Source organism: Deltaproteobacteria bacterium (genome assembly GCA_026388545.1).
In the GTDB taxonomy this organism is placed as follows: domain Bacteria; phylum Desulfobacterota; class Syntrophia; order Syntrophales; family UBA2185; genus JAPLJS01.
This window is the reverse complement of the sequence record JAPLJS010000127.1, coordinates 1-20,082: the sequence shown is the minus strand read 5'-3', so window position 1 is coordinate 20,082 and position 20,082 is coordinate 1. Positions and strand designations below refer to the sequence as shown.

At 46.9% G+C, this 20,082-nt stretch carries 19 protein-coding genes; 10 read left to right on the top strand and 9 right to left on the bottom strand.

What is annotated here, in order from left to right; translation table 11 throughout:
* Positions 1-183 precede the first annotated feature (183 nt).
* Positions 184-522, bottom strand: coding sequence for a type II toxin-antitoxin system PemK/MazF family toxin (locus NTW12_15820; protein ID MCX5847797.1), 339 nt, complete (start codon positions 520-522; stop codon positions 184-186).
* A complete protein-coding gene (locus tag NTW12_15815) occupies positions 518-766 on the bottom strand; it encodes a hypothetical protein (protein ID MCX5847796.1) in 249 nt (82 codons plus the stop codon). Before NTW12_15815 ends, NTW12_15820 begins: the two co-directional genes overlap by 5 nt.
* 132 nt (positions 767-898) lie before the next feature.
* Here NTW12_15815 and NTW12_15810 point away from each other — a divergent pair, with 132 nt between their 5' ends.
* From NTW12_15810 to NTW12_15765, 10 genes are all read left to right on the top strand, one after another.
* On the top strand, positions 899-1,039 hold the full coding sequence (locus NTW12_15810; GenBank protein ID MCX5847795.1) for a hypothetical protein: 141 nt from the start codon (positions 899-901) through the stop codon (positions 1,037-1,039).
* A gap of 208 nt (positions 1,040-1,247) precedes the next feature.
* On the top strand, positions 1,248-2,450 hold the full coding sequence (locus NTW12_15805; GenBank protein ID MCX5847794.1) for a polysaccharide biosynthesis protein: 1,203 nt from the start codon (positions 1,248-1,250) through the stop codon (positions 2,448-2,450).
* Positions 2,451-2,453: 3 nt separating this feature from the next.
* Complete coding sequence (locus tag NTW12_15800) at positions 2,454-3,821, top strand: sugar transferase (GenBank protein ID MCX5847793.1); 1,368 nt, start codon at positions 2,454-2,456, stop codon at positions 3,819-3,821.
* A gap of 26 nt (positions 3,822-3,847) precedes the next feature.
* The gene (locus NTW12_15795; protein ID MCX5847792.1) at positions 3,848-4,423 is read left to right on the top strand and encodes a hypothetical protein; all 576 of its coding nucleotides are present in this window, start codon (positions 3,848-3,850) and stop codon (positions 4,421-4,423) included.
* 310 nt (positions 4,424-4,733) lie between these two features.
* Entirely contained in the window at positions 4,734-6,728 is a 1,995-nt protein-coding gene (locus NTW12_15790; GenBank protein MCX5847791.1) for a YjbH domain-containing protein, read from the top strand.
* A gap of 445 nt (positions 6,729-7,173) precedes the next feature.
* On the top strand, positions 7,174-8,172 hold the full coding sequence (locus tag NTW12_15785) for a Wzz/FepE/Etk N-terminal domain-containing protein (protein MCX5847790.1): 999 nt from the start codon (positions 7,174-7,176) through the stop codon (positions 8,170-8,172).
* Positions 8,169-11,441: an SLBB domain-containing protein gene (locus NTW12_15780; protein ID MCX5847789.1), complete on the top strand. Its 3,273-nt coding sequence runs from the start codon at positions 8,169-8,171 to the stop codon at positions 11,439-11,441. Before NTW12_15785 ends, NTW12_15780 begins: the two co-directional genes overlap by 4 nt.
* A 300-nt stretch (positions 11,442-11,741) precedes the next feature.
* The gene (locus NTW12_15775; protein ID MCX5847788.1) at positions 11,742-12,005 is read left to right on the top strand and encodes a hypothetical protein; all 264 of its coding nucleotides are present in this window, start codon (positions 11,742-11,744) and stop codon (positions 12,003-12,005) included.
* 191 nt (positions 12,006-12,196) lie between these two features.
* Complete coding sequence (locus tag NTW12_15770) at positions 12,197-12,643, top strand: hypothetical protein (protein MCX5847787.1); 447 nt, start codon at positions 12,197-12,199, stop codon at positions 12,641-12,643.
* 20 nt (positions 12,644-12,663) lie between these two features.
* Positions 12,664-13,497 (top strand): FecR family protein, encoded by an 834-nt coding sequence (locus NTW12_15765; GenBank protein MCX5847786.1) that lies wholly within the window; start codon positions 12,664-12,666, stop codon positions 13,495-13,497.
* A gap of 233 nt (positions 13,498-13,730) precedes the next feature.
* On the opposite strand, the gene NTW12_15760 is transcribed toward NTW12_15765, so the two are convergent.
* From NTW12_15760 to NTW12_15730, 7 genes are all read right to left on the bottom strand, one after another.
* A complete protein-coding gene (locus tag NTW12_15760; protein MCX5847785.1) occupies positions 13,731-13,901 on the bottom strand; it encodes a Trm112 family protein in 171 nt (56 codons plus the stop codon).
* 2 nt (positions 13,902-13,903) lie between these two features.
* Entirely contained in the window at positions 13,904-15,040 is a 1,137-nt protein-coding gene (locus tag NTW12_15755) for a glycosyltransferase family 9 protein (GenBank protein ID MCX5847784.1), read from the bottom strand.
* A complete protein-coding gene (locus tag NTW12_15750; GenBank protein MCX5847783.1) occupies positions 15,027-15,614 on the bottom strand; it encodes an HAD family hydrolase in 588 nt (195 codons plus the stop codon). The genes NTW12_15755 and NTW12_15750 overlap by 14 nt, the downstream gene beginning before the upstream one ends.
* Positions 15,611-16,729, bottom strand: a complete 1,119-nt coding sequence (gene waaF, locus NTW12_15745; GenBank protein ID MCX5847782.1) for a lipopolysaccharide heptosyltransferase II — start codon at positions 16,727-16,729, stop codon at positions 15,611-15,613. The genes NTW12_15750 and waaF overlap by 4 nt, the downstream gene beginning before the upstream one ends.
* A complete protein-coding gene (locus tag NTW12_15740) occupies positions 16,666-17,577 on the bottom strand; it encodes a lysophospholipid acyltransferase family protein (protein ID MCX5847781.1) in 912 nt (303 codons plus the stop codon). The genes waaF and NTW12_15740 overlap by 64 nt, the downstream gene beginning before the upstream one ends.
* A complete protein-coding gene (gene lpxK / locus NTW12_15735; GenBank protein ID MCX5847780.1) occupies positions 17,574-18,686 on the bottom strand; it encodes a tetraacyldisaccharide 4'-kinase in 1,113 nt (370 codons plus the stop codon). Before lpxK ends, NTW12_15740 begins: the two co-directional genes overlap by 4 nt.
* Positions 18,649-20,082: ABC transporter transmembrane domain-containing protein (locus tag NTW12_15730; protein MCX5847779.1), on the bottom strand; the 1,434-nt coding region annotated here is incomplete at its 5' end. The genes NTW12_15730 and lpxK, both read right to left, overlap by 38 nt.

Genomic DNA, 20,082 nt, shown 5'->3' with positions numbered 1-20,082 from the left:
GCTTGTTCCATGCCCCGTAACATACCCGAAAAGGAAGGATGAGTCCAGCAAAAAATGCACGAATCGTAAAAAAAAGTTTTAGGGGCTGGTTATAGGGCATCGAACCGTCTCAGCGGCTTCATTACACTATTAAGGAGATAGAAATAACCATTCCGATCAGTATTGGGACAGAGCCCCTATTTTTTAAAGTAAAGACAGGTGGATTTTCATGGTCTTGTCAATGGCGTCCAGATCCTTCTGATTCAGGAGGCCGATGCGTTTGACCATTCTTCCCTTGTCGAGAGTCCGAATCTGGTCCGCTTTTACCTTGGAGTCTTTGGGTAAATTTGCATTGCCTTTGGAAAGAAAAACCTCAAAGGGATAGACGGTCTGTGGGTTTTTCGAGGTCAGGGGCAAAATCGTCACCGTTCCGGAAAATTCATTGTTTGTGTCGTTGGATACCACCACGACCGGGCGGGTTTTCACTATTTCCCGTCCAATCACGGGATCGAGGGCGGCAAGGTAAATTTCGCCTCTTTTAATATTCATCCCATCCCTCCAGATCGACGGCTTCAAATTCGGCGGCAAGGGCCATGCTCTCTTTTGCCGAGGCGCGATACCCCTCTTCCATCTGCTTTTCCAGTTCAGATTTTTTCTTTTGCCGGATGTACTCCCGAAGGGATTCCGAGATAATGCGGCTGCGGGACCGAGGCCCGGCGATCTGATTCAGAGATTCCAACAGATCTCTCGGCAAGGTCACATTCAATCGGACTGTTTCTGTCTGCATATAATACCTCCTTCTATGGTGCATAGTAAAGCACACAGAAATATGCAATGTCAAGGCAATTATAGGTCAGGGGTCAGGTCTTGAAATTTAGCGTTTTTGCGGGGATTAGACATTCTTTCACGCAGTCCCTTGATGATAAGCATTCGGGAAAGACAGCAGGATGGGCCAGGCCCGCGCCGGGTTGCTGAATTCATCGTCGGTACTCCGGCTGACGAAATCAAGGCTGATGTAGTTGGATTTGTTCGAATGTTGCTGCGAGAAATCGAGGACTGAAGAACAGATTCTCTTTGAATCGAAGAAAGAGAAGATATTATAAGGTTTTATTTGAAATGGTTTAATGTTAAGGAAGTGTTGAATGGGTCGAGTTTAAAACATTATTTTACATGAGAATTTCTGGATTCCCGCCTGCGCGGGAATGACAACAGGGGCGCGGGAAGGATAACAGGGGCGCGGGAATGACCGTGTGTAGGGTAAATTACAAATGGTGAAAGAAGAACTGCTGAATAGGATATTGAAGAGATTTGAGTCGATGTTTGCGGAGGATATACATAACCATCGCTCGCGGATAGCGGCGTGTGTCCGCGGCGCTCGTGTGATGGTAATCGGGGCGGCAGGCTCGATTGGGAGCGCGTTTGTCCGGCAACTGGTCCCATACCAGCCGGCGGCGCTGCATCTCGTCGATATCAGTGAAAACAATCTGGTTGAGGTTGTTCGTGATCTGCGGTCTTCGCTAATAGCCCTTCCGGAGGATTTCAAGACCTTTGCTGTTGCTATGGGCGCCCTGGAGTTCGATCGCCTCCTGGATTCCGAACGGGATTATGATTATATCGTGAATTTTTCGGCTCTGAAGCATGTTCGATCAGAGCGGGACCCCTTCAGCCTCATGCGGATGGTGCATACGAATGTGGTGGCGGTGAAAGCGCTTCTGGATCGGCTGGTTGGGACATCCACGCAGAAGCATTTTTCCGTTTCTTCCGATAAGGCGGCCAACCCGGCAAACATCATGGGGGCCACAAAGATCTTCATGGAGCGGATCCTGTTGTCCCGTTCCCATCTTGTGCCCTTCTCCACGGCCCGGTTCGCCAACGTGGCCTTTTCAGACGGAAGCCTTTTGCATGGCTTTTTACAGCGTCTGGCAAAAAAGCAGCCCTTTGCCGCACCCTTTGACGTGAAGCGGTATTTCATTTCCCATGAAGAGGCGGGGGAGTTGTGCCTGTTATCCTGCTTCCTGGGTGAGAATCGGGAGGTTTATTTCCCGAAATTGAGCGAATATGAGGATTTATTGACCTTTTCCGACATCGCGGTTCTGGTACTGGAGGCCCACGGTTTTGCGCCGGATATGTGCGCTTCGGAAGAGGAAGCGAAAGAAAAGGCCGCACGGTTGCGGACCGGTGATAAAACATGGCCCTGTTATTTTTTTGAAAGTGATACTACCGGAGAAAAACCCTCTGAAGAATTTTATACCGCAGATGACCGGGTGGACTTCAGCCGGTACCGCAACATCGGGATCATCAGCCAGTTGCCGTGGACAGATCAGGATAGGATCGACCAGACCCTGGCAGCCTTTGAGAAGATCAAGCGGACAGAGCAGTGGAGGAAAGAGGACATGGTGGAAGCAATCCGGATCATCGTTCCCGAGTTGTCCCACGAAGAAAAATACAAGAACCTCGATCAGAAAATGTGAATTATGCCGATTTATTTGCCAAAAAAACAGCTCACAATCTTAGGAGGCGATTTTATTCTTATCATTGCCTCTTTATATCTTGCCCCGGTCCTGTATTTCGGCGTCATGATAGATGTTGACGTAATCTTTGCTCCTTCTGATGTAGCGTCTATTTTTACATACCTGCTGATCTTCTATATTTTTGACTTCTATAAGCTGGATGAACCGTTGAACACGGGCTTTGTCCTGCGTTTTGCTCTTGCCCTGGTCATGGCAAATCTTCTCATCGGAGCGTCTTTTTATCTAATGCGCGTTCAGTTATACAGCGGGACAATTTTTCTTTTTAACAGCTTTCTGATCCTGTGCTTTTGTTTGAGTTGGCGGTTGGCTTTTCACCGTTTCTTGAAACATCAACGCAGTCCCTGGAGGGTGGTGATCATCGGTTCTGGCCGGGCTGGTCATGCCCTGAGCAAGGTCCTGTCCGGAAATCAGGATTATGAAATTGTGGGTTTCCTGGACGATGACGATAAGAAATTGGGCATGAGGATCGGCGCCAACTCAGTCATGGGTGGTACAGAACATTTATGGATTTTTCTGGAAGAGAAAAGAATAGACAAGATCATTGTGGCCATCACCCATGAAATTCGGCAGGAAGTATATGCCCGGCTGGTGGAGGCCAAGATGCGAGGTGTCGTAGTTTACGATATGGCGTCCTTCTATGAAAAGATACTGGAAAAGATTCCAGTCACTCATGTCAGCAATCTGTGGTTTGTTTACGTGCCAATTTCCGGGGTAAGGAGGAATATATACAACCAGAAAGTGAAAAGAATAATGGATATGATTCTATCGTTTATCGCGGCAGTTATGTTATTTCCTGTTGCGGTAATAACTGCATTGGTCATCGGGTTCGATTCTTCTGGTCCTGTGTTTTTTGTGCAGCGGCGGATAGGCTGGAAGGGTCAGCCTTTTAATTTGGTTAAATTCAGGTCGATGAAGGTTGGTGCGGAAAATGACCGGAAATTTGCCGGTCACAAGAACGACCCGCGGATCACCCGTGTGGGTAAAGTAATTCGATTATTCAGGATCGATGAAATACCACAAATGTGGAATGTTATGAAAGGAGATATGAGTTTTATCGGTCCCCGGGCGCTTATGGAAGAGGAAGTAGAAGCTTTTGTCCCGAGAGTCCCTTATTTTTCATTGCGGCATTCTGTCAGGCCAGGCGTTACAGGATGGGCTCAGATTAATTACCCCCATGGGGCAACGGAAGAGGATGCATTGGCAAAGCTTGAGTATGACCTGTATTATATCAAGAATCTATCCCCTATTCTGGATTTGATGATTTTGGCGAGGACAATCAGGACGGTGCTGTTCGGTAAGGGTGCAAGATAAAGTCCCTGTTTTAGGAAAAGACTATCATGAAGGGAATGAAGGAGAAAACTATGGGTGCGGTATCTGTTTTTACAAAGAGATATGTTTTTTTATTTGCAATGGTGTCAGTATGGATTTTGTCAAGTTTGCCTGTATTTGCTGTTGATTCAAAGGAGACTCAATACACACTGACAGGACTTAAAGGCGTGAAAATTGTTGTTGAGGAGATGCAGCCTGGGATGCGTAAGTATGAAAAGTCGGTAAATAAGTTTGGATTGAACAGTGAACAAGTACAACGGGATATAGAACAACGGTTACAGTATGCGGGAATTAGGGTATTGACGCCGGATGTTTGGACTAATACACCGGGGAGACCGGTTCTTTATGTGAATATAAATACCCATGAAAATGAAAAATACTGGCTTGCGTACGACATCAGCATTGATCTGCATCAATTGGTTTCCATGGAATCTAATCCTAAGATTAAAACACTGGCGAGCACGTGGTCGATGAATGTTACAGGAATTACAAACATCGGTACTTTGAACGTTATCCGGAACAACATCTTGTATCTGGTTGATCGGTTTATAGGTGCATACAAAGCGGTTAACAATAAGAGGTGAAAGGGTCAAGGGGCAAGGTGAAAGGGGTAGTGAGGCAATCTCCTTACTGATAATATAAGAGATTGCCGCGTCGCTGTGCTCCTCGCAATGACCGTTTAAGCAATTTTTCAAAGGTCTCACCTCATCACAAGGGTGCTGAAGACTGCAAAAGGCGAATTGGAATGTCTGTATATTTATGGGACTGATTATTTAACGAATGAGGTATTATACCATTTCTCCCTTCGGTCGAAATGACGTTTCACGGCGAATATCATGCCGAACAATATTTGCACTATTCCTATTTTTGATACTTTTTATTTTGTGTGGTGTGATGCCATGTCGTGCAGGTGATGAACCTTTTGCCAATCCCACGAACTGGGGCGGGACGGGGCTGATGGAAACACCGACAGCGCGGGTGCTGAAGGAAGGGCGTTACCGGATCGGGGCAAGCCAGGTAGATCCTTACCGGTATTATTATGGGGCGGTGAGCCCGCTGAAAGGGCTGGAGGTCGGTGGACGGATTACAGAGGTTCTGGATGTTCCGGCGCTGTCCGCTGCCTATGGCAACACCAAGGACAAGGCCATCGATCTGAAATACCAGTTCCTTCCTGAAGGGAAGTGGTTGCCCGCCATTGCCGTGGGGATTATGGATCTGCAAGGTACTCGAATTTACCCGTCACAGTACATTGTGATAAATAAGCAGATCTACCCCTTTGACTTTTCCGTCGGATTTGGCAACGGCCGTTTTGGCAAGAAACCACTCCCCTCGAGTGGGGAAGGCTTCAAGGCGGAAATCTTTACCGACACGAGCACATGGCTGTCGGACTCCCAGTTTTTTGGTGGCATTCAGTTTGCCCCTTCCGATTCGTATGCCTTCATGGTCGAATATAACCCCATACGATATAATGAACAGACACATGATCCGGCACAGAAAAAATACTTCCAGGAACCCGTTCCCTCGAAGTTCAACTTCGGCTTCCGGTGGAGACCATTGGACTGGACGGAGATCGATGTGAGTTATCAGAGGGGAAACCAGGTGGGGATTAATCTATCAGTTGCTTTTGATATTGGGAATCCTCTTATTCCTTTGTATGACCACCCCTATAAAGAGAAGCCTGAGCATCGATTAAGTCCCTTGGCTGAAAGAATCATGAAGGGATTGTATCAATCCGGCTTCGTAGATATTGGTATTGCCATTGATGGGGATGAATTATGGGTAGAGGCAAGTAATGGTAAATACTATTACTCGACAAAGGCCATCGGCATTGCTCTCAGGATCATTAACAATATAGCTCCTGATGATATCCGTAAGATTCATCTTGTCCTTACAGATAACGGGATTCCGATCATAGAATTTGTTTCGTTCAGGGAAGATTTGAAAACCTTCTATGGCGAACAATTGACAGTAAATGAGTTCCTCCGTTTGTCGGAGATAAAAACGGATATATCGGAGAGTTTGGATATTGAAAAAAAGCATCGTGAGTTTTTCAATTATGGTTTGAAGCCATCATTTAAGACCTTTCTGAATGACCCATCGGGATTTTTTAAGTACAGGCTTGGTGTAGAAGGGTGGCTTGGTTTCCATCCATGGAGAGGATCATCTTTTATTGCCGGATTGGAAGTCTATCCATTGAACACCGTTTCCTCTTCAAATGAACCATTGTCACAACCGGTGAGGACAGATATGGTTCCCTATCAAAAAGAAAAAGCAGCCCTCAGCATGCTCATGTTCGATCAAATCGAGAAGTTCAAACATGAAACATATGGCAGGATTGCGGCAGGCCTCCTGGAAGTACAGTATGCGGGTTTTGATGGAGAAGTGGCGAAGCCGCTGTTTGGAGGCAGGTTGATGGTAGGGGTCAGCGGCAGTCTTGTTAAAAAGAGAGAACCGGGTGAGCCCTTTAACTTCAAAGAAAATGACTGGAAAAATTATTACACTACGGCGTTTGTGAATACACGTCTGAATATACCGGAGCAGGAAATTGCCATTGATCTCAAGACAGGGCAGTTCCTGGCGGGTGACAGGGGAACAAGAATAACCCTGTTGAAGTTTTTCAATGGTGTGATCCTTTCAGCCTGGTACAGCATTACGGGTACGTCGATGTTCACAGATGGATTCAATAGGGGATACCACGATAAGGGTATTGCCGTTGTCATTCCTTTGAGATTGTTCGGTGGCAGAGATTCAAGGACGGCGTACAATTTCGGTATATCCCCCTGGACAAGGGACGTGGCCCAGGATATCGATCATTATCATACGCTCTTTGACTATATGGAGCGGAATGTGGGGATTTACCTGGAGAAGGATCGGGGGATGATGAGATGATTTCCCCCTTGTTCCTTTTCAACGGTGAGAATTACTGTTCTCTGCTTGATAAACCGGTATATCGGTCGTATATAGCTCATTATATTTGGATATATCGGTGAATCAATGATTGATGGTTTCGTAAAAAGTCAGGTTTCGTCTCTATTTGTCATTCCTGCGAAAGCGGGAATCCAGTAATGATTTCGTGGTTCCCCGCTTGCGCGAGGACAGCGTTTGGACTCCCGCCGCAGTTTATCCCCGCGACGGCGGGGACCTGAATGACAGGAATTTTTACTTTTGCGAGTTCGTCCACTTTGAATTTGACGCTTTGTCTGATCCATGTTATCAAAGAAACGTTTAAATTATTTATTATTAATGCAGTCGTAAAAAGTCGGGTTTCACCGCATATTGTCATTCTCGCGAAAGCGGGAATCCAGGACAGTACCCACCTGTTACGGAGGCTATATTGGCAGAACCGGATAGAGAGCAACAGAGATACGATGAAGAGGATGAGATTAACCTGCTGGATTACTGGCGGGTGATACGGAAGCGGCAAAAGATCATCATCCGGGTAATTATCGCCACTGTCCTGGCCACAGTTGTGATTTCGTTATTTATGACGAATATCTACCAGGCGAAGGCCGTGATTACACCCGTCATGCCGAAAGAAGGAGCACGCGGCGGTTCACTATCCGCACTGGCGCAGCAGTTTGGGGGGATCGGGGGGCTTGCGGGGATCGCACTCCCAGGCGGTACGACAGCGTCGGAAATCGTAGCTCTGCTGGAGTCGAACATCCTCCGGGAAAAGGTGATCGAACGGTACAACCTTATGCCGGTCCTTTTTTATGAAGACTGGGACGCGGAAAAGAAAGATTGGAAGCGGGGAGGCATCAAGCTCAATCCGCTGTACTATATGAAAAAACTCACCGGGATGTTGCTGCCCGAGGCAAAAGGCGTCAAAAAAAAGGATGATGACATCCCCGATATCTGGGATGGTATCAGGATGCTGGATGATGATATCGTCAATGTAAAGAATAACATAAAGGATAATACTATCACCATTACCGCCGATTTCCACGACGCAGAGACGACCGCAAAGATTGTCGAATATTTCCTGGTAACACTGACAGATCACATGAGCAGTGAGGCCAAGCGTGTGGCTACGATTAACAAGCAATACCTGGAGGGGGAGCTGGGGAAGACGGCGGACCCCCTCCTTAGGCAAAAGATTTACGAACTGATTGCCCAGCAACTGGAAACATCGATGACGGCGGAGGTGAAGGAAAATTTCGCCTTCAAGGTGATCGATCCCCCCAAGGCGCCCGACAAAAAAATAAAACCAAAGAGGGCCCTGATGGTTATTGTGAGTTTTATTCTGTCCGTCTTTATAGGGGTATTTTTAGCTTTTTTTATGGAATATTTAGAAAAGGTGAAGAGTCAAGAGAGGGAGTGTGTAAATACATGATCAAACGGTTTCGTTTTATCGCTGTGATTGCGGCCATCCTGTGCCTGTGTCCTTTACTCTATGCGCAGCAACAATCCCTGGATGATGTATGCAGAGAGAAGAATCTGAACTTTGAACAGTGTCAGGCATTGAAGGCAGGGTTTTCGACGACCGGCGGGCAGATCACGCCCGACGCCGTTCAGACGCTCATGCAAGGCCCGGAATTCAAAGATTTGAAACCGGAAGACATTCAGAAGGGAAAGGAGCTTCTCGAACAGAAAGAAAAAGCAGCGCGCGAAAAAAAGATGGAACGGCAGGTGAAGGTCGAACCGCCGAAAGGGATCATCGATGAACAACCAAAAAGAGAGAGCCTCTTCGACCGGTCGCGCCAGACGGGAAAGTATCAGGAAATATCAACAGATCTGAAGCCCTTCGGCTATGAGTTCTTCCGGGAAGCTACCGTCCGTGTAACTACGGACAGAAAAGATATCCCCGTTCCCCTGAAATATATCATCGGGCCGGGGGACGAGGTCAAGATTCTTTTGTGGGGGCGGGTCAATGCCCAGTACAACCTGACGGTTGACAGGGATGGAAAAGTCACAATCCCGCAGATCGGCCCCATCTTCGTTGCAGGAATGACCTTTGAGGACATGTCCAAGAAAGTCATCACCCAGACGGAGCAGATGGTCGGCGCAAATATTGACATCACCCTGGGTTCTCTGAAGACCATCCCGATCTTCATCCTTGGCGACGTCCGCAGGCCTGGGGCATACACGATCGGTTCCTTCGCAACGATGACCGACGCCCTGCTTTTGGCCGGTGGGCCGTCAGACATCGGCTCCATGCGGAAAATACAGTTGAGGCGGAAGAACAATACCATAACCACACTGGATCTCTATGATCTCTTCATGAAGGGCGATAAATCAAAGGATACTGTTCTTCAGGCGGACGATATCGTGTTTGTGCCGGTGACAGGGCCATTGGCGGGCATCGCGGGGAACGTCCGAAGGCCGGCTATTTATGAACTTAAAGACAGATTCGATCTTCAGCACCTCTTCGATCTTGCGGGGGGTATTCTCCCGACAGCATATACCCAGCAGATACAGGTGTCACGCATCCAGAAAAATGAAAGACAGATCGTCATTGATATCGATGATAAACATCTCAGCAAATCGATGGATTTCAAGATCCAGGATGCGGACCTGGTCAATGTCTTCACCATTGTCGACAGCGATCTGAATGCAGTATATCTCAACGGGAATGTGAAGCGGCCGGGCAAATATGAATATAAGCCCGGGATGAGGGTCAAGGATCTGATCAAAGATCCGACGGATCTCCTGGATGAGACCAATTTTGAATATGCGTTGATCAAGAGAATCGGGTATCCGGATCGTCGTACAGAACTCGTCCCCTTCAATCTGGGCAGGTTTTTGCTGGAGAAAGATGAATCGCATAACATCAGTCTCAAACCTGAAGACCGTATCTATATCTTTTCAAAGTGGTTCTTCAAGGATAAGCCTTATGTGACTGTGGAAGGAGAAGTGAGAGGGCAAATCGATGTTGCCCAGAAAGCAAAGGGGGCCGATGAAATAAAATCAAGGAAAGAAGAAGGTACGCCTTCAGTGGAAAGGACAAAAGGATACAGCACAATCTCGAAGCGTGATACTGCCGAAGAAGACCTGAAGAAGGGATACAATGTGATCTCGAAGGTTGACACCACCGAAGATGATCTGAAGAATGAAGAAAGGCTGTCTCAGGCAGATAAAATAAAAGAAATTTGTAATGAATTAAGGAAGCTTGAAAAGCCTGATCTTGCAGACAAGGTAAAGGATATCGAGAATAGCATCAGAAAGGATAAGAACGCCGATCTATCTGAAAATGCCAAATATGTCGAAAATGAGATGCGAAAAATGGGAAGGTACGATCTGGCGGATAAAATGACCAAGGCCTTGAACTCTTTGCGGAAAAGCTTTCGGATCGAAATTTCTGAAAATATGAGGATAAAGGACGCGGTCTTAGGTGTCGGCGGTCTGACAAAGGATGCCGCCCTTGATCGAGGCGAGGTGATCCGCCGCCTCAATGAGGGGAAAGATTACCAGACGATCTACTTTGACGTTGCAAAGGCCATGTCCGGCGATCCACAGGAAAACCTCCTGCTCCAGGACAGGGATCGGGTTATCATTCATGCCGTTGGGGAGCAGTTCGGGATAAAGAGTGTTTCTGTAGATGGCGAAGTCACAAAGCCGGGATCGTATCAGTATACGAATCAAATGCGGGTAAGTGACCTGATTTTTAAGGCCGGGAATGTCCTTGAATCGGCGTATCTGGAAGAGGCGGAGCTCTCATCGCAGACTGTGGAAAATGGCAGATCGGTCAGGTTGGATCATAAAAAGATCAAGCTTCAGGAGGTGCTCAGAGGAAATCAGATCCATAATGTCCCTTTAAAACCGTACGACCGGTTGTTTGTCATGCGCATCGCCAACTGGCGGGCGGAGAAATTTGTCAGTGTCTCCGGTGAAATGCTTTTCCAGGGCAGGTATATTATCAAGAAAGGGGAGCGGTTATCTTCACTGATTGAGAGATCCGGTGGTTTCACGGATAAAGCCTACCTCAGAGGGACTGTGTTCAAGAGAGAAACCGTACGGGAACTTCAACAGAAAGGTCTCAATGAAATGATCAAAAGATTGGAGAGAGACCTGTTGACGGAAGGCGGGACGATGGTCTCCACCTCTTTATCCCAGGAAGAGGTAATGGCAAAGAAGATAGAGCTGGAGCAAAAGCAGAAGTTCATTGCCAGTCTGTACCAACTGAAGGCATCGGGGCGAATGAGCATTAATCTCACCCACCTGAGATTATTGAAAGGGAGCGAATACGATATCGAACTGGAAGATGGGGACAGTCTGTACATTCCACCGAAGCCAAGTGTGGTAAATGTAACGGGCGCCGTCATGTCCCAGGGAAGCTATCTCTTCAGCGAGAAACTGGACTTTGAGGATTATATCGGCATGGCCGGCGGATACTCAAGATACGCCGATGTGGATAACACCTACATCCTGAAAGTGGATGGAAGCGCCCGCAGAGTGTCAAAGGGCTTCATGAGCTGGAATAACAATAGATCGCGATGGGAAATGACCGCTTTCGGTGAAAAAATATCGGAATTAGAATCAGGAGATATAATTGTCGTCCCCGAGAAAATTGAGCGCATTGCCTGGTTGAGGGAAATCAGGGATATTACGCAGATACTTATGCAGATGGCGGTAACCGCCGGAATTACAATAAAGTTATTTTAAAATTAAAAAAATGTTTGACAAGTCTGTATGAATTCACTAATATATTGGCTCGTTCATTGAAACATCAATGGTATTTGACTTTGTTAATCTGCTAATTTATCAATATGTTATCTCCCACAATGGGGGTTTTTAGCTGGTGTTTCTTATATATTTTTCTTGTATTATTAAGAATTGATTTTTCAGAAAATATAAACTATAAAAAACAAGATTGAGTCGATTATCAAAATTCAACTACATGTTCACAGGTAATTATCTTTCGTAATTATTCTAACAAGTGATTATAAATTAAAGGAGGGTGTTATGAGGAAATTTTGTGCCGTTATAGCTGTTTTATGCGTGATCAGTTTAATTGTTCCTGTCAGCGTTTTTGCCCAGGCTGAAGGAGCCGGCGCGGGTGCAGGAGCAGCAGCGGCAGCGGGTGAAGCGGGCGCCGCAGCAGGAGTAGCGACCGCAGCAGGTACCGTGGCAGGTACAGTCGCTGCAGGTGTTGCAGGAGCAGCAGCAGTAGCAGCCGGTGTTGCCACAGCAACATCTAGCACCACAACAACCACAGCGCACCACTAACAGTGAATCATTTCAGATAAAGACCTCTTTATTATTAGTGCGGTGCAGAGACATAAAAAATGAGCGCACCGCACTGTTACAGGTGGACGGGTCTGATCTTACATAGCCATTTCATTTTTCCCATAGTGAGAACAGTTAAAGTTATTACATTGTTTGTTTCTATCTGTTGTATCTATGGGTTATTATTTTCGTTGCCGTTGGTTTATGCCGCTGACGGTGACATAGATAACGTCCTCTTTTCTGCAGAATCCCTGTTTAAGGCGCTCAAGGAAAAAAACCACACAGAGGTGTGGAAATTTCTCACAGTCAAGTCTAAAAGTATCATCGTGGATGATGTTTCTCGAGAAGCTAAAAAGTTGGGCAGTAAGGTTTCAAGGGGGCAACTGAGTGGCGACTTTGCATCGGGAGGTCCAATAGCCAGGGCGTACTGGAACAGTTTTGTTGAAACATTTGACCCGGATGTTGTGCTGGAACACAGCACATGGAAAATAAACGTCGTAAAAAATGAATATGCCGAGATAAACATCCTCTATAAAAAATCAGAAAAACCTGCTATACTGAAGTTATTTAAAGAGGATAGTATGTGGAAAGTCGGTCTTGAAGAAACCTTCAGGACGAGAAAATGGTTCTTTTATTAGGCTTATTAAGGGGCATCAAAATGAAAAAATCCACGATGAAATCCATAAGGAACTTTTTGATATTTGCTCTCGTCGTTCAGCTCATATTACCTGTACCATTGCTTGCTGCCGCAGTCGGCGAATTTACCTTAGTTACCGGTGATGTAACCCTTATACGTAAGGGCCGTCCAATCAAGCCGAATGTCAAAACCGCAGTTGAGACAAAGGATGTGATCACAACCGGCAAAAAAGCAATGGCAAAAATAGTATTAACCGACGGCAGTGAACTTACCATCGCACAAAAGTCCAAATTTGAAATTAAAGATTTCTCACTGCAGAAAGAAAAAAGAAGAGCTCAATTTTCTCTCTTTCTTGGTAAGTTACGATCGCAGGTGAAGAAACGTATCGGTACAGGTTCATTATTCCAGGTTAATACACCCACAGCCGTGGCAGGGGTCAGAGGGTCGGAATTTATAAGTCTTGTTGAAGCGCAGCAGGAAGCTACCCAGAGCACGTTTTATGCCGTTGAAGAGTCTCTTACTGTTTACAATCCGGAGTTAGCCGCGCAGGTAGTAACTGTCGATGCAGGACAGTATACAGTGGTTGCAGCCGGCGTTGCACCGACTGCACCGGCTGCTTTTTCTCCTGCAGTATTGCAGAGTATAATGGGTGACCTTGTTTCTCAGGCGCCAACGGCAGTGACAACGGCAGCCGCCGCGGAAGCCGGTACAACGGCTGGTACAGCGACCGCAGCAGGTACCGTGGCAGGTACAGTCGCTGCAGGTGTTGCAGCAGCAGCGGCGGTAGCTGCAGGAGTTGCCGTTTCAACGGGTTCAACTACAACAACGGGGCACCATACAACAACAGCGCACTAAAGTGATCACTACTCAGTGGTGATATATTTCAAATGATGGGGTTCTGAAAGTAGCCGAGTCATTAAAGTGAAATAACCCCCTGAATACCATTTTACTAAGTGGACATTCAGGGGGCTTTTTTGCGCAAATTATTCAGCGGAGGAAGACAGGCGGGACGCCTGTCCTACGATTATGTAGGCTGGGCATTTCGCCTGACGTTATTTATTATTTGAGGGCGAATTTGAGGCAGGACATTACTGAAGCTTCTTCGCCTCGTCAATCAACATGATCGGAATGTCGTCTTTTATCTCATAGAGAAGTTTGCACCGGTCACAGATCAAACCGTCTCCCGATTCATTCAGGTAAATGTCGCCCTTACACTTGGGGCATGCCAGGATGGCCAAAAGTTCTTTGCTGATTGCCATGTTTATCCCTCCTGTTTATTTCCCTCTACATCAATTATTTTACTGTTTGTCCTCAATTTTTCCGCCACTGCCTGGAAAACTTCTTCCACAGTAATATCGTGCATGCACTTTATGGTGTCGCACTTTTTCAGGAAGCAGGGACTACAGGATAATTCCTTGCGTATGACCGTATGCCCTATTCCATACGGTCCTGTCCGGGATGGATCGGTAGGACCGAAAAGGGCAATGACGGGTGTTCCTGCAGCCGCTGCGATGTGCATTGGGCCGGAGTCGGTTGTAATAAGGAGCGAAGCTGCCTGGTATAAATAGGCCAGGTCTCGAAGCATTGTTTTACCTCCCAGGTTGATTGAGGGAGTCCTCATCCGGGACCTAATATGTTCCAATTTTTCACGGTCGCTTCCTGTAAAAACAACCCTGAACTTTAACTCTTCGGTAATCCGGTCACACAATCGGGCGAATTTTCCATCTTCCCAAAGCTTTGTGTCCCAGAGCGCTACGGGGCTTACTGCTACAAACCGGTCTTTTTTGTCAATGTCGTTTATTTGCAATAACCCATCCACTCTCGTTCTGTTTTCTTCGCGGATGGGGATCAAGAATTCCGGTTCCTTTACGTCGGCGCCTAAATAGCGGAGGAAATCGAGGTATCGGTCGACGGCGTGTTTGCCCATATCCTCCGAAATCTTTTCATTGAGAAAGAGGCCGCTTAGCTCCTGCATACTGTCATAGCCCAATTTTCTTTTGCCGGAACTAAGAAAAACAACGACAGCGCTTTTAAAGAGCCCGTGAAAATCAATCACCAGATCATAAGGTTGTGCTCTCAGGTCGTTTATGAAGGATTTTATTTTACGAAGGGGCTTGCCGATCCGGTAATGTTTAAGATCCTCTATCCATTGCTTTCTATGAGAAATAATAACCCTGTCGAGATACGGGTGATCCTTGATAATGTCTGAAGATGCCTCTTCGACGACCCACGTGATGTTCGCATCGGGGTAGAGTTTTCTGAGCGCGGCTAAGGAAGGAAGGGTATGGATAACATCGCCAATGGCGCTCAATTTTACGATGAGAATATTCATGCCAATTTTATTTCGTTTATTATTACTATTACAGACAGGCGTGACGCCTGTCCTACCGTCTATCATTCATGATCCACTTAACCGCATCGAGTATATCTTCGGCTATGTAGTGGGGTTGGGATTTTTTTCCAGAGACCGGCGCTATTTCTTGTTTGATATTACTCAAGCCATAGCCGGTCTTTACCAGGATACCTTTTGCTCCGACCTTGCCTGCTACTTGAATGTCCTTGGGCATATCTCCTACCGTGTAGGAGCGAGTAAGGTCGATGTCCATCGCTTCGGATGCTGTGATGAGCATTCCTGCTTCCGGTTTTCTGCATGTACAGGACTGGAGATAGTCCCCGATGCCTTCCGTCGGGTGATGGGGACAGTAATAAAACGCATCGATGAATGCACCTTTTCCTTGGAGTGTTTTCTGGATATTCACATGAACAGTCTTGACGAATTCCTCGGTGAAATATCCCCTCGCGACCCCGGACTGGTTGGTAATTATCACGGCTTTCATGCCGCTTTCGTTAATCAGCCTGACGGCTTCCGCTGTATTGGTAAAGAGCTTCAGTTTGTCGATACTGTCTAAGTATCCCACCTCTTCATTGATCGTGCCGTCTCTATCCAGAAAAACCGCGGTATTCTTTTTCATTTTGTTAAAAGACCCCTGGCCGTTTCATAAACTTCCTCAACGCTGATCACGTCCATACACCTGAAATCTGTCGGGCATGTCTCCCTGAGACACGGGCTGCACGAAGCGCCTTTATAGATGACAATACTTTTATTTCCTACCGGGGAAGTGGTGATAGGATTTGTTGATCCGAAGATGGCGACTGTTGGAATATTTAAAGCACCGGCAACATGCATCAAACCTGAATCGTTGGATATAAAGAGGTTACATCGGGCAATAATAGCGATAGCTTCTTTTAGATTCGTTTTCCCCGCCAGGTTGATCAACGTGTGATGGGAATTCTGTTCCACTAAATCAGTGCTTTTCCTGTCTTCATTACTTCCGAAAAGAATCGCCTGCGCGGAAAAATCATCGATCAGCCTGTCGGCAACGGCTGCAAACCGTTCAGGGAACCACTTCTTTGCTGGTCCATATGTGGCTCCCGGCGCCAATCCGATGACAAAACCCTCCCTCCCGATACCGTGCTCACTCAACAACTTCTCTGATAGAATTTCGTATTCCTGCCCCGGTTTAAGAAAATCGTTCGCTTCCGCCGATCGACATCCGAGGGATTTGACCATTTCCAGGTAGTATTCGATCTGGTGCACCTTCCTTATGGCCTCTGTCCTCTGGACGGAGTGCGTCAGGAACAAGCCCCTCCCGTCGGAATTGTAACCGGCCCTGACGGGAATCCCGGCCAGCCAGGATATGATGGCGGCTTCAATGGCATTTTGCAGGAGGATGGCCATATCAAACCTCCTGGTCCTTAATTCCTTTGCCAATCTGAGTTTTCCGGCAACGCCTGAATGAGGTCCGGGGCTTTCAAACACAATGACTTCATCAACATCTTTGCAAAGGTGAAAGATTTCCGCAACCCAGGGCTTGACGAGAATGGATATCCGCGCGCCGGGAAAGGTATTTCTGATGGCGGCAACGGCAGGAAGTGTCATAACGGCGTCTCCGATCCAGTTTGTTCCCCGTATGAGAATGTTTTTTGCCCCGGTGAAAGTTTTGCGTGTTGATATCCTGACTTTCATTCGCTCGTGATACCTGTTTTCTCTACAGTCTTTGTTACTTGCCACGGTTTGGTCTTCCATCTCTGGTGCATCCAGAACCATTGGTCGGGGTACTCCCTAACTACATCTTCGACGACCTTCGTGAAATTCTGGGTATTGATCAGTATGTCTTTGTCTTCATTGCCTGTACGGATGACCGGTATTTCCTCTTTGATGACCAACCGGTACTTGCCGTTTGCCAGCCTGATCAGATAGGCCGGGATAACCGGTGCTTCTGTATGCAGGGTAATAAGCGCCAATCCGGTGGTAGTGCAGGCAGGCCTGCCGAAAAAATCTACGAATATCCCTTCCTGCCAGGCCATGTTCTGGTCGATCATGGTTGCAACAATCTCGTTATGTGCAAGACTCCTGAGCATTTTTCTCATGGCGCGTTTCTTATCTATAAGGATGTTACCGCTGGATGATCTTACCCATAATACCAGATTATCAAGAGCGGGACTGTCCAGGGGACGATAGGTAATAACTGCAGGTTTTAGCACCAGTGAAAACGCTACCGCAGCAAGTTCCCAGTTGCCGAAGTGGGCGCCAAGCATGAGAATCCCCCTGTTCTTTTCCAGGGCCTTTGTGCAGTATTCGAGTCCTTCAACCTCAACCAGATCGGCAATATTGTCTTTGGTCAGGGACGGAATGTCAAAGAATTCTGCCGCCACAATGCCCATAGTCCTGTATACACCCTTGGCTATGGTAATTATTTCCGCCATGTTTTTTTCCGGAAAGGCACACGTAAGGTTGTGAATCGTAATCAGTCTTTGCTTCGGGGATAGATGGTAAAAAAGGCGAAACATCCCTGCAAAGAAGCCTATTCTCAGCTTTCGGGGAATGGCGCCAAAAAATTTAAGAATGATCTCTGCCGTCGCTGATTTTTTCATTTTAGCTTCTCGAAGATCAACGCCTCGAATTCCTCTCGTGAAGGGAGCATTTCCATCTCAACTCTCAACAGAAAGACATCTTTTAAGAAATCGGGGAAATCCGTCAATCGGATACCATCCTTTTCCGTGGTCATAATGATCTCTGCTGAGGAATCGGAGGATTTTCTTTGTATGTCCGAAATATCTTCTTCAGTGTAACGATAGTGATCGGGGAAATCAATGAAGTTAACCACAACACCATCTAAAGATTCGATCGTTCTTCTCAATGCCTCCGGAGAACCGATCCCTGCAAAGGCACAAACCCTTTTTTCCTTGAGAAATTCCAGGGGATAGACATTTCCCGTTTCCCCTTGAATGATATCTTTCGGTTTCAGGTACAAAGACAGGACGGGGAGGAACCAGCCTATGCCCTGTTCCTGATATTTTGGATAACGGCCATTTCTGTCGCTATCTTTCCATATGAGGAAATGAGCACGATTCAGAGCTGCCGTGGGTTCCCGGAGCGGTCCCCTGGGGAACAGGAAACCGTTTCCGAAGGGTTGTTCCCGATTCAGGATGACAATGTCTACATCCCTGAAGATACTTCTGTGCTGGAAGGCATCATCAAGAATCAGGATATCGGCATCCAGGTTTTCTATGGCGAACATGCCTGTCAGGGCTCTTTTGGGGCCTGTAATGACGGGGATACCCTCTGCCGATTTCGCGATGAGGACCGGTTCATCTCCAGCTTCACTGTGTCCCATCAGAATTTTTGAACCGTCTGATACGACATTGACAGGGGATTTTGCTTTCCCGCCATATCCCCTGCTCAGTATGGCTGGTCTATACCCTTTTTCTTTCAGCATCTTTGCCAACATAATTACTGTAGGGGTTTTTCCTGTTCCACCAACGGTTATATTTCCGATGCTGATCACCATGCAGGGGAGTTTGTTTTGTTTGAAAATTCCCGAATTATACATCAGGTTCCTCAAGCTTACCGTTGCACGGTAGAGTAAGGATATGAGGTGTAAGACCATGTTTAGGGGGTTCAGAACGGATACAGCGGTGTCGATATACCAGATTTCTCTTAATCTAGGGGCGAGTTTTTTCAATGCTGTTCCTGCTTTCATCTTTAAACTGCATGGTGTAATATTTAAAGTATTCTCCCCTTTTTTCCAGAAGGGATTCGTGGGTTCCCTCTTCAACAATCTCACCATTTGCAAGCACTATTATCCGATGGGCGTTACGGATTGTTGAAAGCCGGTGAGCAATTATCAGGGTTGTTCTTCCCTTCATGAGATTTTCCAGGGCGTCCTGAACCTCGATTTCCGCTTCCGTGTCGAGGGACGATGTCGCCTCATCGAGAATAAGAATATGGGCATCTTTGAGCAGGGCTCTCGCAATGGAAAGTCGCTGTCTCTCGCCTCCGGAGAGTTTTGCCCCCTGTTCGCCGATAACTGTATCGTATCCCTTCGGCAGGTTCGTGATGAAGTCATGAGCGTTGGCAGCACGCGCAGCCTGGATAATATTTTCATCGGTCTTTTCGATGTTGCCGTAGGCGATATTGTTTCTCACCGTGTCATTAAAGAGAATGGTTTGCTGGGTGACGATACCGATCTGCCCACGCAGGGATTCGATAGTAACATTGCGGATATCATGGCCGTCAATCAGAATCCTTCCCTCTGTGACATCGTAAAAGCGCGGGATCAGATTCACGAGGGTAGTTTTCCCTCCACCGCTCATGCCGACAAAGGCGACAACCTCACCCGCTTTGATTGAGAGATTAATACTTCTTAAAACGGGTGTTTCTTCATAGCAGAACGTAACGTTCTCGATATCAATGTCCCTGGAAATCTTTGGCAGATCAATGGCATTTATATCGTTCCTTATATCGGGGATCATGTCGATGATGCTGAAGACCCGTTTTGCGCCGGCTACCCCCTGCTGAATAGTGTTATTGACATTAGTCAGCCTTTTTACCGGTTCATAGAGCATGATGAGTGCTGTGAGAAAAGAAAAGAAAGTTCCCGGTGTGGAGACGCCTTTTATTACCTGGTAACCTCCATAGAAGACAATCGCAGCGATGCCTATCCCTCCGAGGAATTCCATGAAGGGACTTGATACGGCGCTTACGGATACGGACTTCAACGCCAGCTTGAAGAGGTGTTCGTTTTCTTGTGCAAATCGCTTGTTTTCATATTCTTCCATGCTGAAAGCCTTGACAATCCTTGTTCCGGATATGGTTTCCTGGAGGAGTGTGGTCAGGCTTCCCATTGTCACCTGGGTGCGTGTTGCGATGTTCCGCATTTTCTGGCCGAACTTGGCAATAGGATAGATGGTCAGCGGAAAGACAAACATGGCGATTATGGCTAATTGCCAGTCCCGGTAGAAGATAACAAAGACGAGACAGATGAGAGTGAAGGAATCTTTCAGGAGACTGGTGACAGCTTCCGATACGGCTCCCTGGACGGAACCGACGTCGTTGGTAATCCGCGACATGAGGATGCCGGTAGGATTTTTGGTAAA

Excerpts from the sequence above, each read along its gene's own strand:
- NTW12_15755 (MCX5847784.1), bottom strand. The coding sequence starts at position 15,040 with ATGATAGACGGTAGGACAGGCGTCACGCCTGTCTGTAATAGTAATAAT.
- NTW12_15815 (MCX5847796.1), bottom strand. The coding sequence starts at position 766 with ATGCAGACAGAAACAGTCCGATTGAATGTGACCTTGCCGAGAGATCTG.
- NTW12_15800 (MCX5847793.1), top strand. The coding sequence starts at position 2,454 with ATGCCGATTTATTTGCCAAAAAAACAGCTCACAATCTTAGGAGGCGAT.
- NTW12_15760 (MCX5847785.1), bottom strand. The coding sequence starts at position 13,901 with ATGGCAATCAGCAAAGAACTTTTGGCCATCCTGGCATGCCCCAAGTGT.
- NTW12_15805 (MCX5847794.1), top strand. The coding sequence starts at position 1,248 with ATGGTGAAAGAAGAACTGCTGAATAGGATATTGAAGAGATTTGAGTCG.
- NTW12_15795 (MCX5847792.1), top strand. The coding sequence starts at position 3,848 with ATGAAGGGAATGAAGGAGAAAACTATGGGTGCGGTATCTGTTTTTACA.
- waaF (MCX5847782.1), bottom strand. The coding sequence starts at position 16,729 with ATGGAAGACCAAACCGTGGCAAGTAACAAAGACTGTAGAGAAAACAGG.
- NTW12_15810 (MCX5847795.1), top strand. The coding sequence starts at position 899 with ATGATAAGCATTCGGGAAAGACAGCAGGATGGGCCAGGCCCGCGCCGG.
- NTW12_15775 (MCX5847788.1), top strand. The coding sequence starts at position 11,742 with ATGAGGAAATTTTGTGCCGTTATAGCTGTTTTATGCGTGATCAGTTTA.
- NTW12_15790 (MCX5847791.1), top strand. The coding sequence starts at position 4,734 with ATGCCATGTCGTGCAGGTGATGAACCTTTTGCCAATCCCACGAACTGG.
- NTW12_15740 (MCX5847781.1), bottom strand. The coding sequence starts at position 17,577 with ATGAAAAAATCAGCGACGGCAGAGATCATTCTTAAATTTTTTGGCGCC.
- NTW12_15765 (MCX5847786.1), top strand. The coding sequence starts at position 12,664 with ATGAAAAAATCCACGATGAAATCCATAAGGAACTTTTTGATATTTGCT.
- lpxK (MCX5847780.1), bottom strand. The coding sequence starts at position 18,686 with ATGAAAGCAGGAACAGCATTGAAAAAACTCGCCCCTAGATTAAGAGAA.
- NTW12_15750 (MCX5847783.1), bottom strand. The coding sequence starts at position 15,614 with ATGAAAAAGAATACCGCGGTTTTTCTGGATAGAGACGGCACGATCAAT.
- NTW12_15780 (MCX5847789.1), top strand. The coding sequence starts at position 8,169 with ATGATCAAACGGTTTCGTTTTATCGCTGTGATTGCGGCCATCCTGTGC.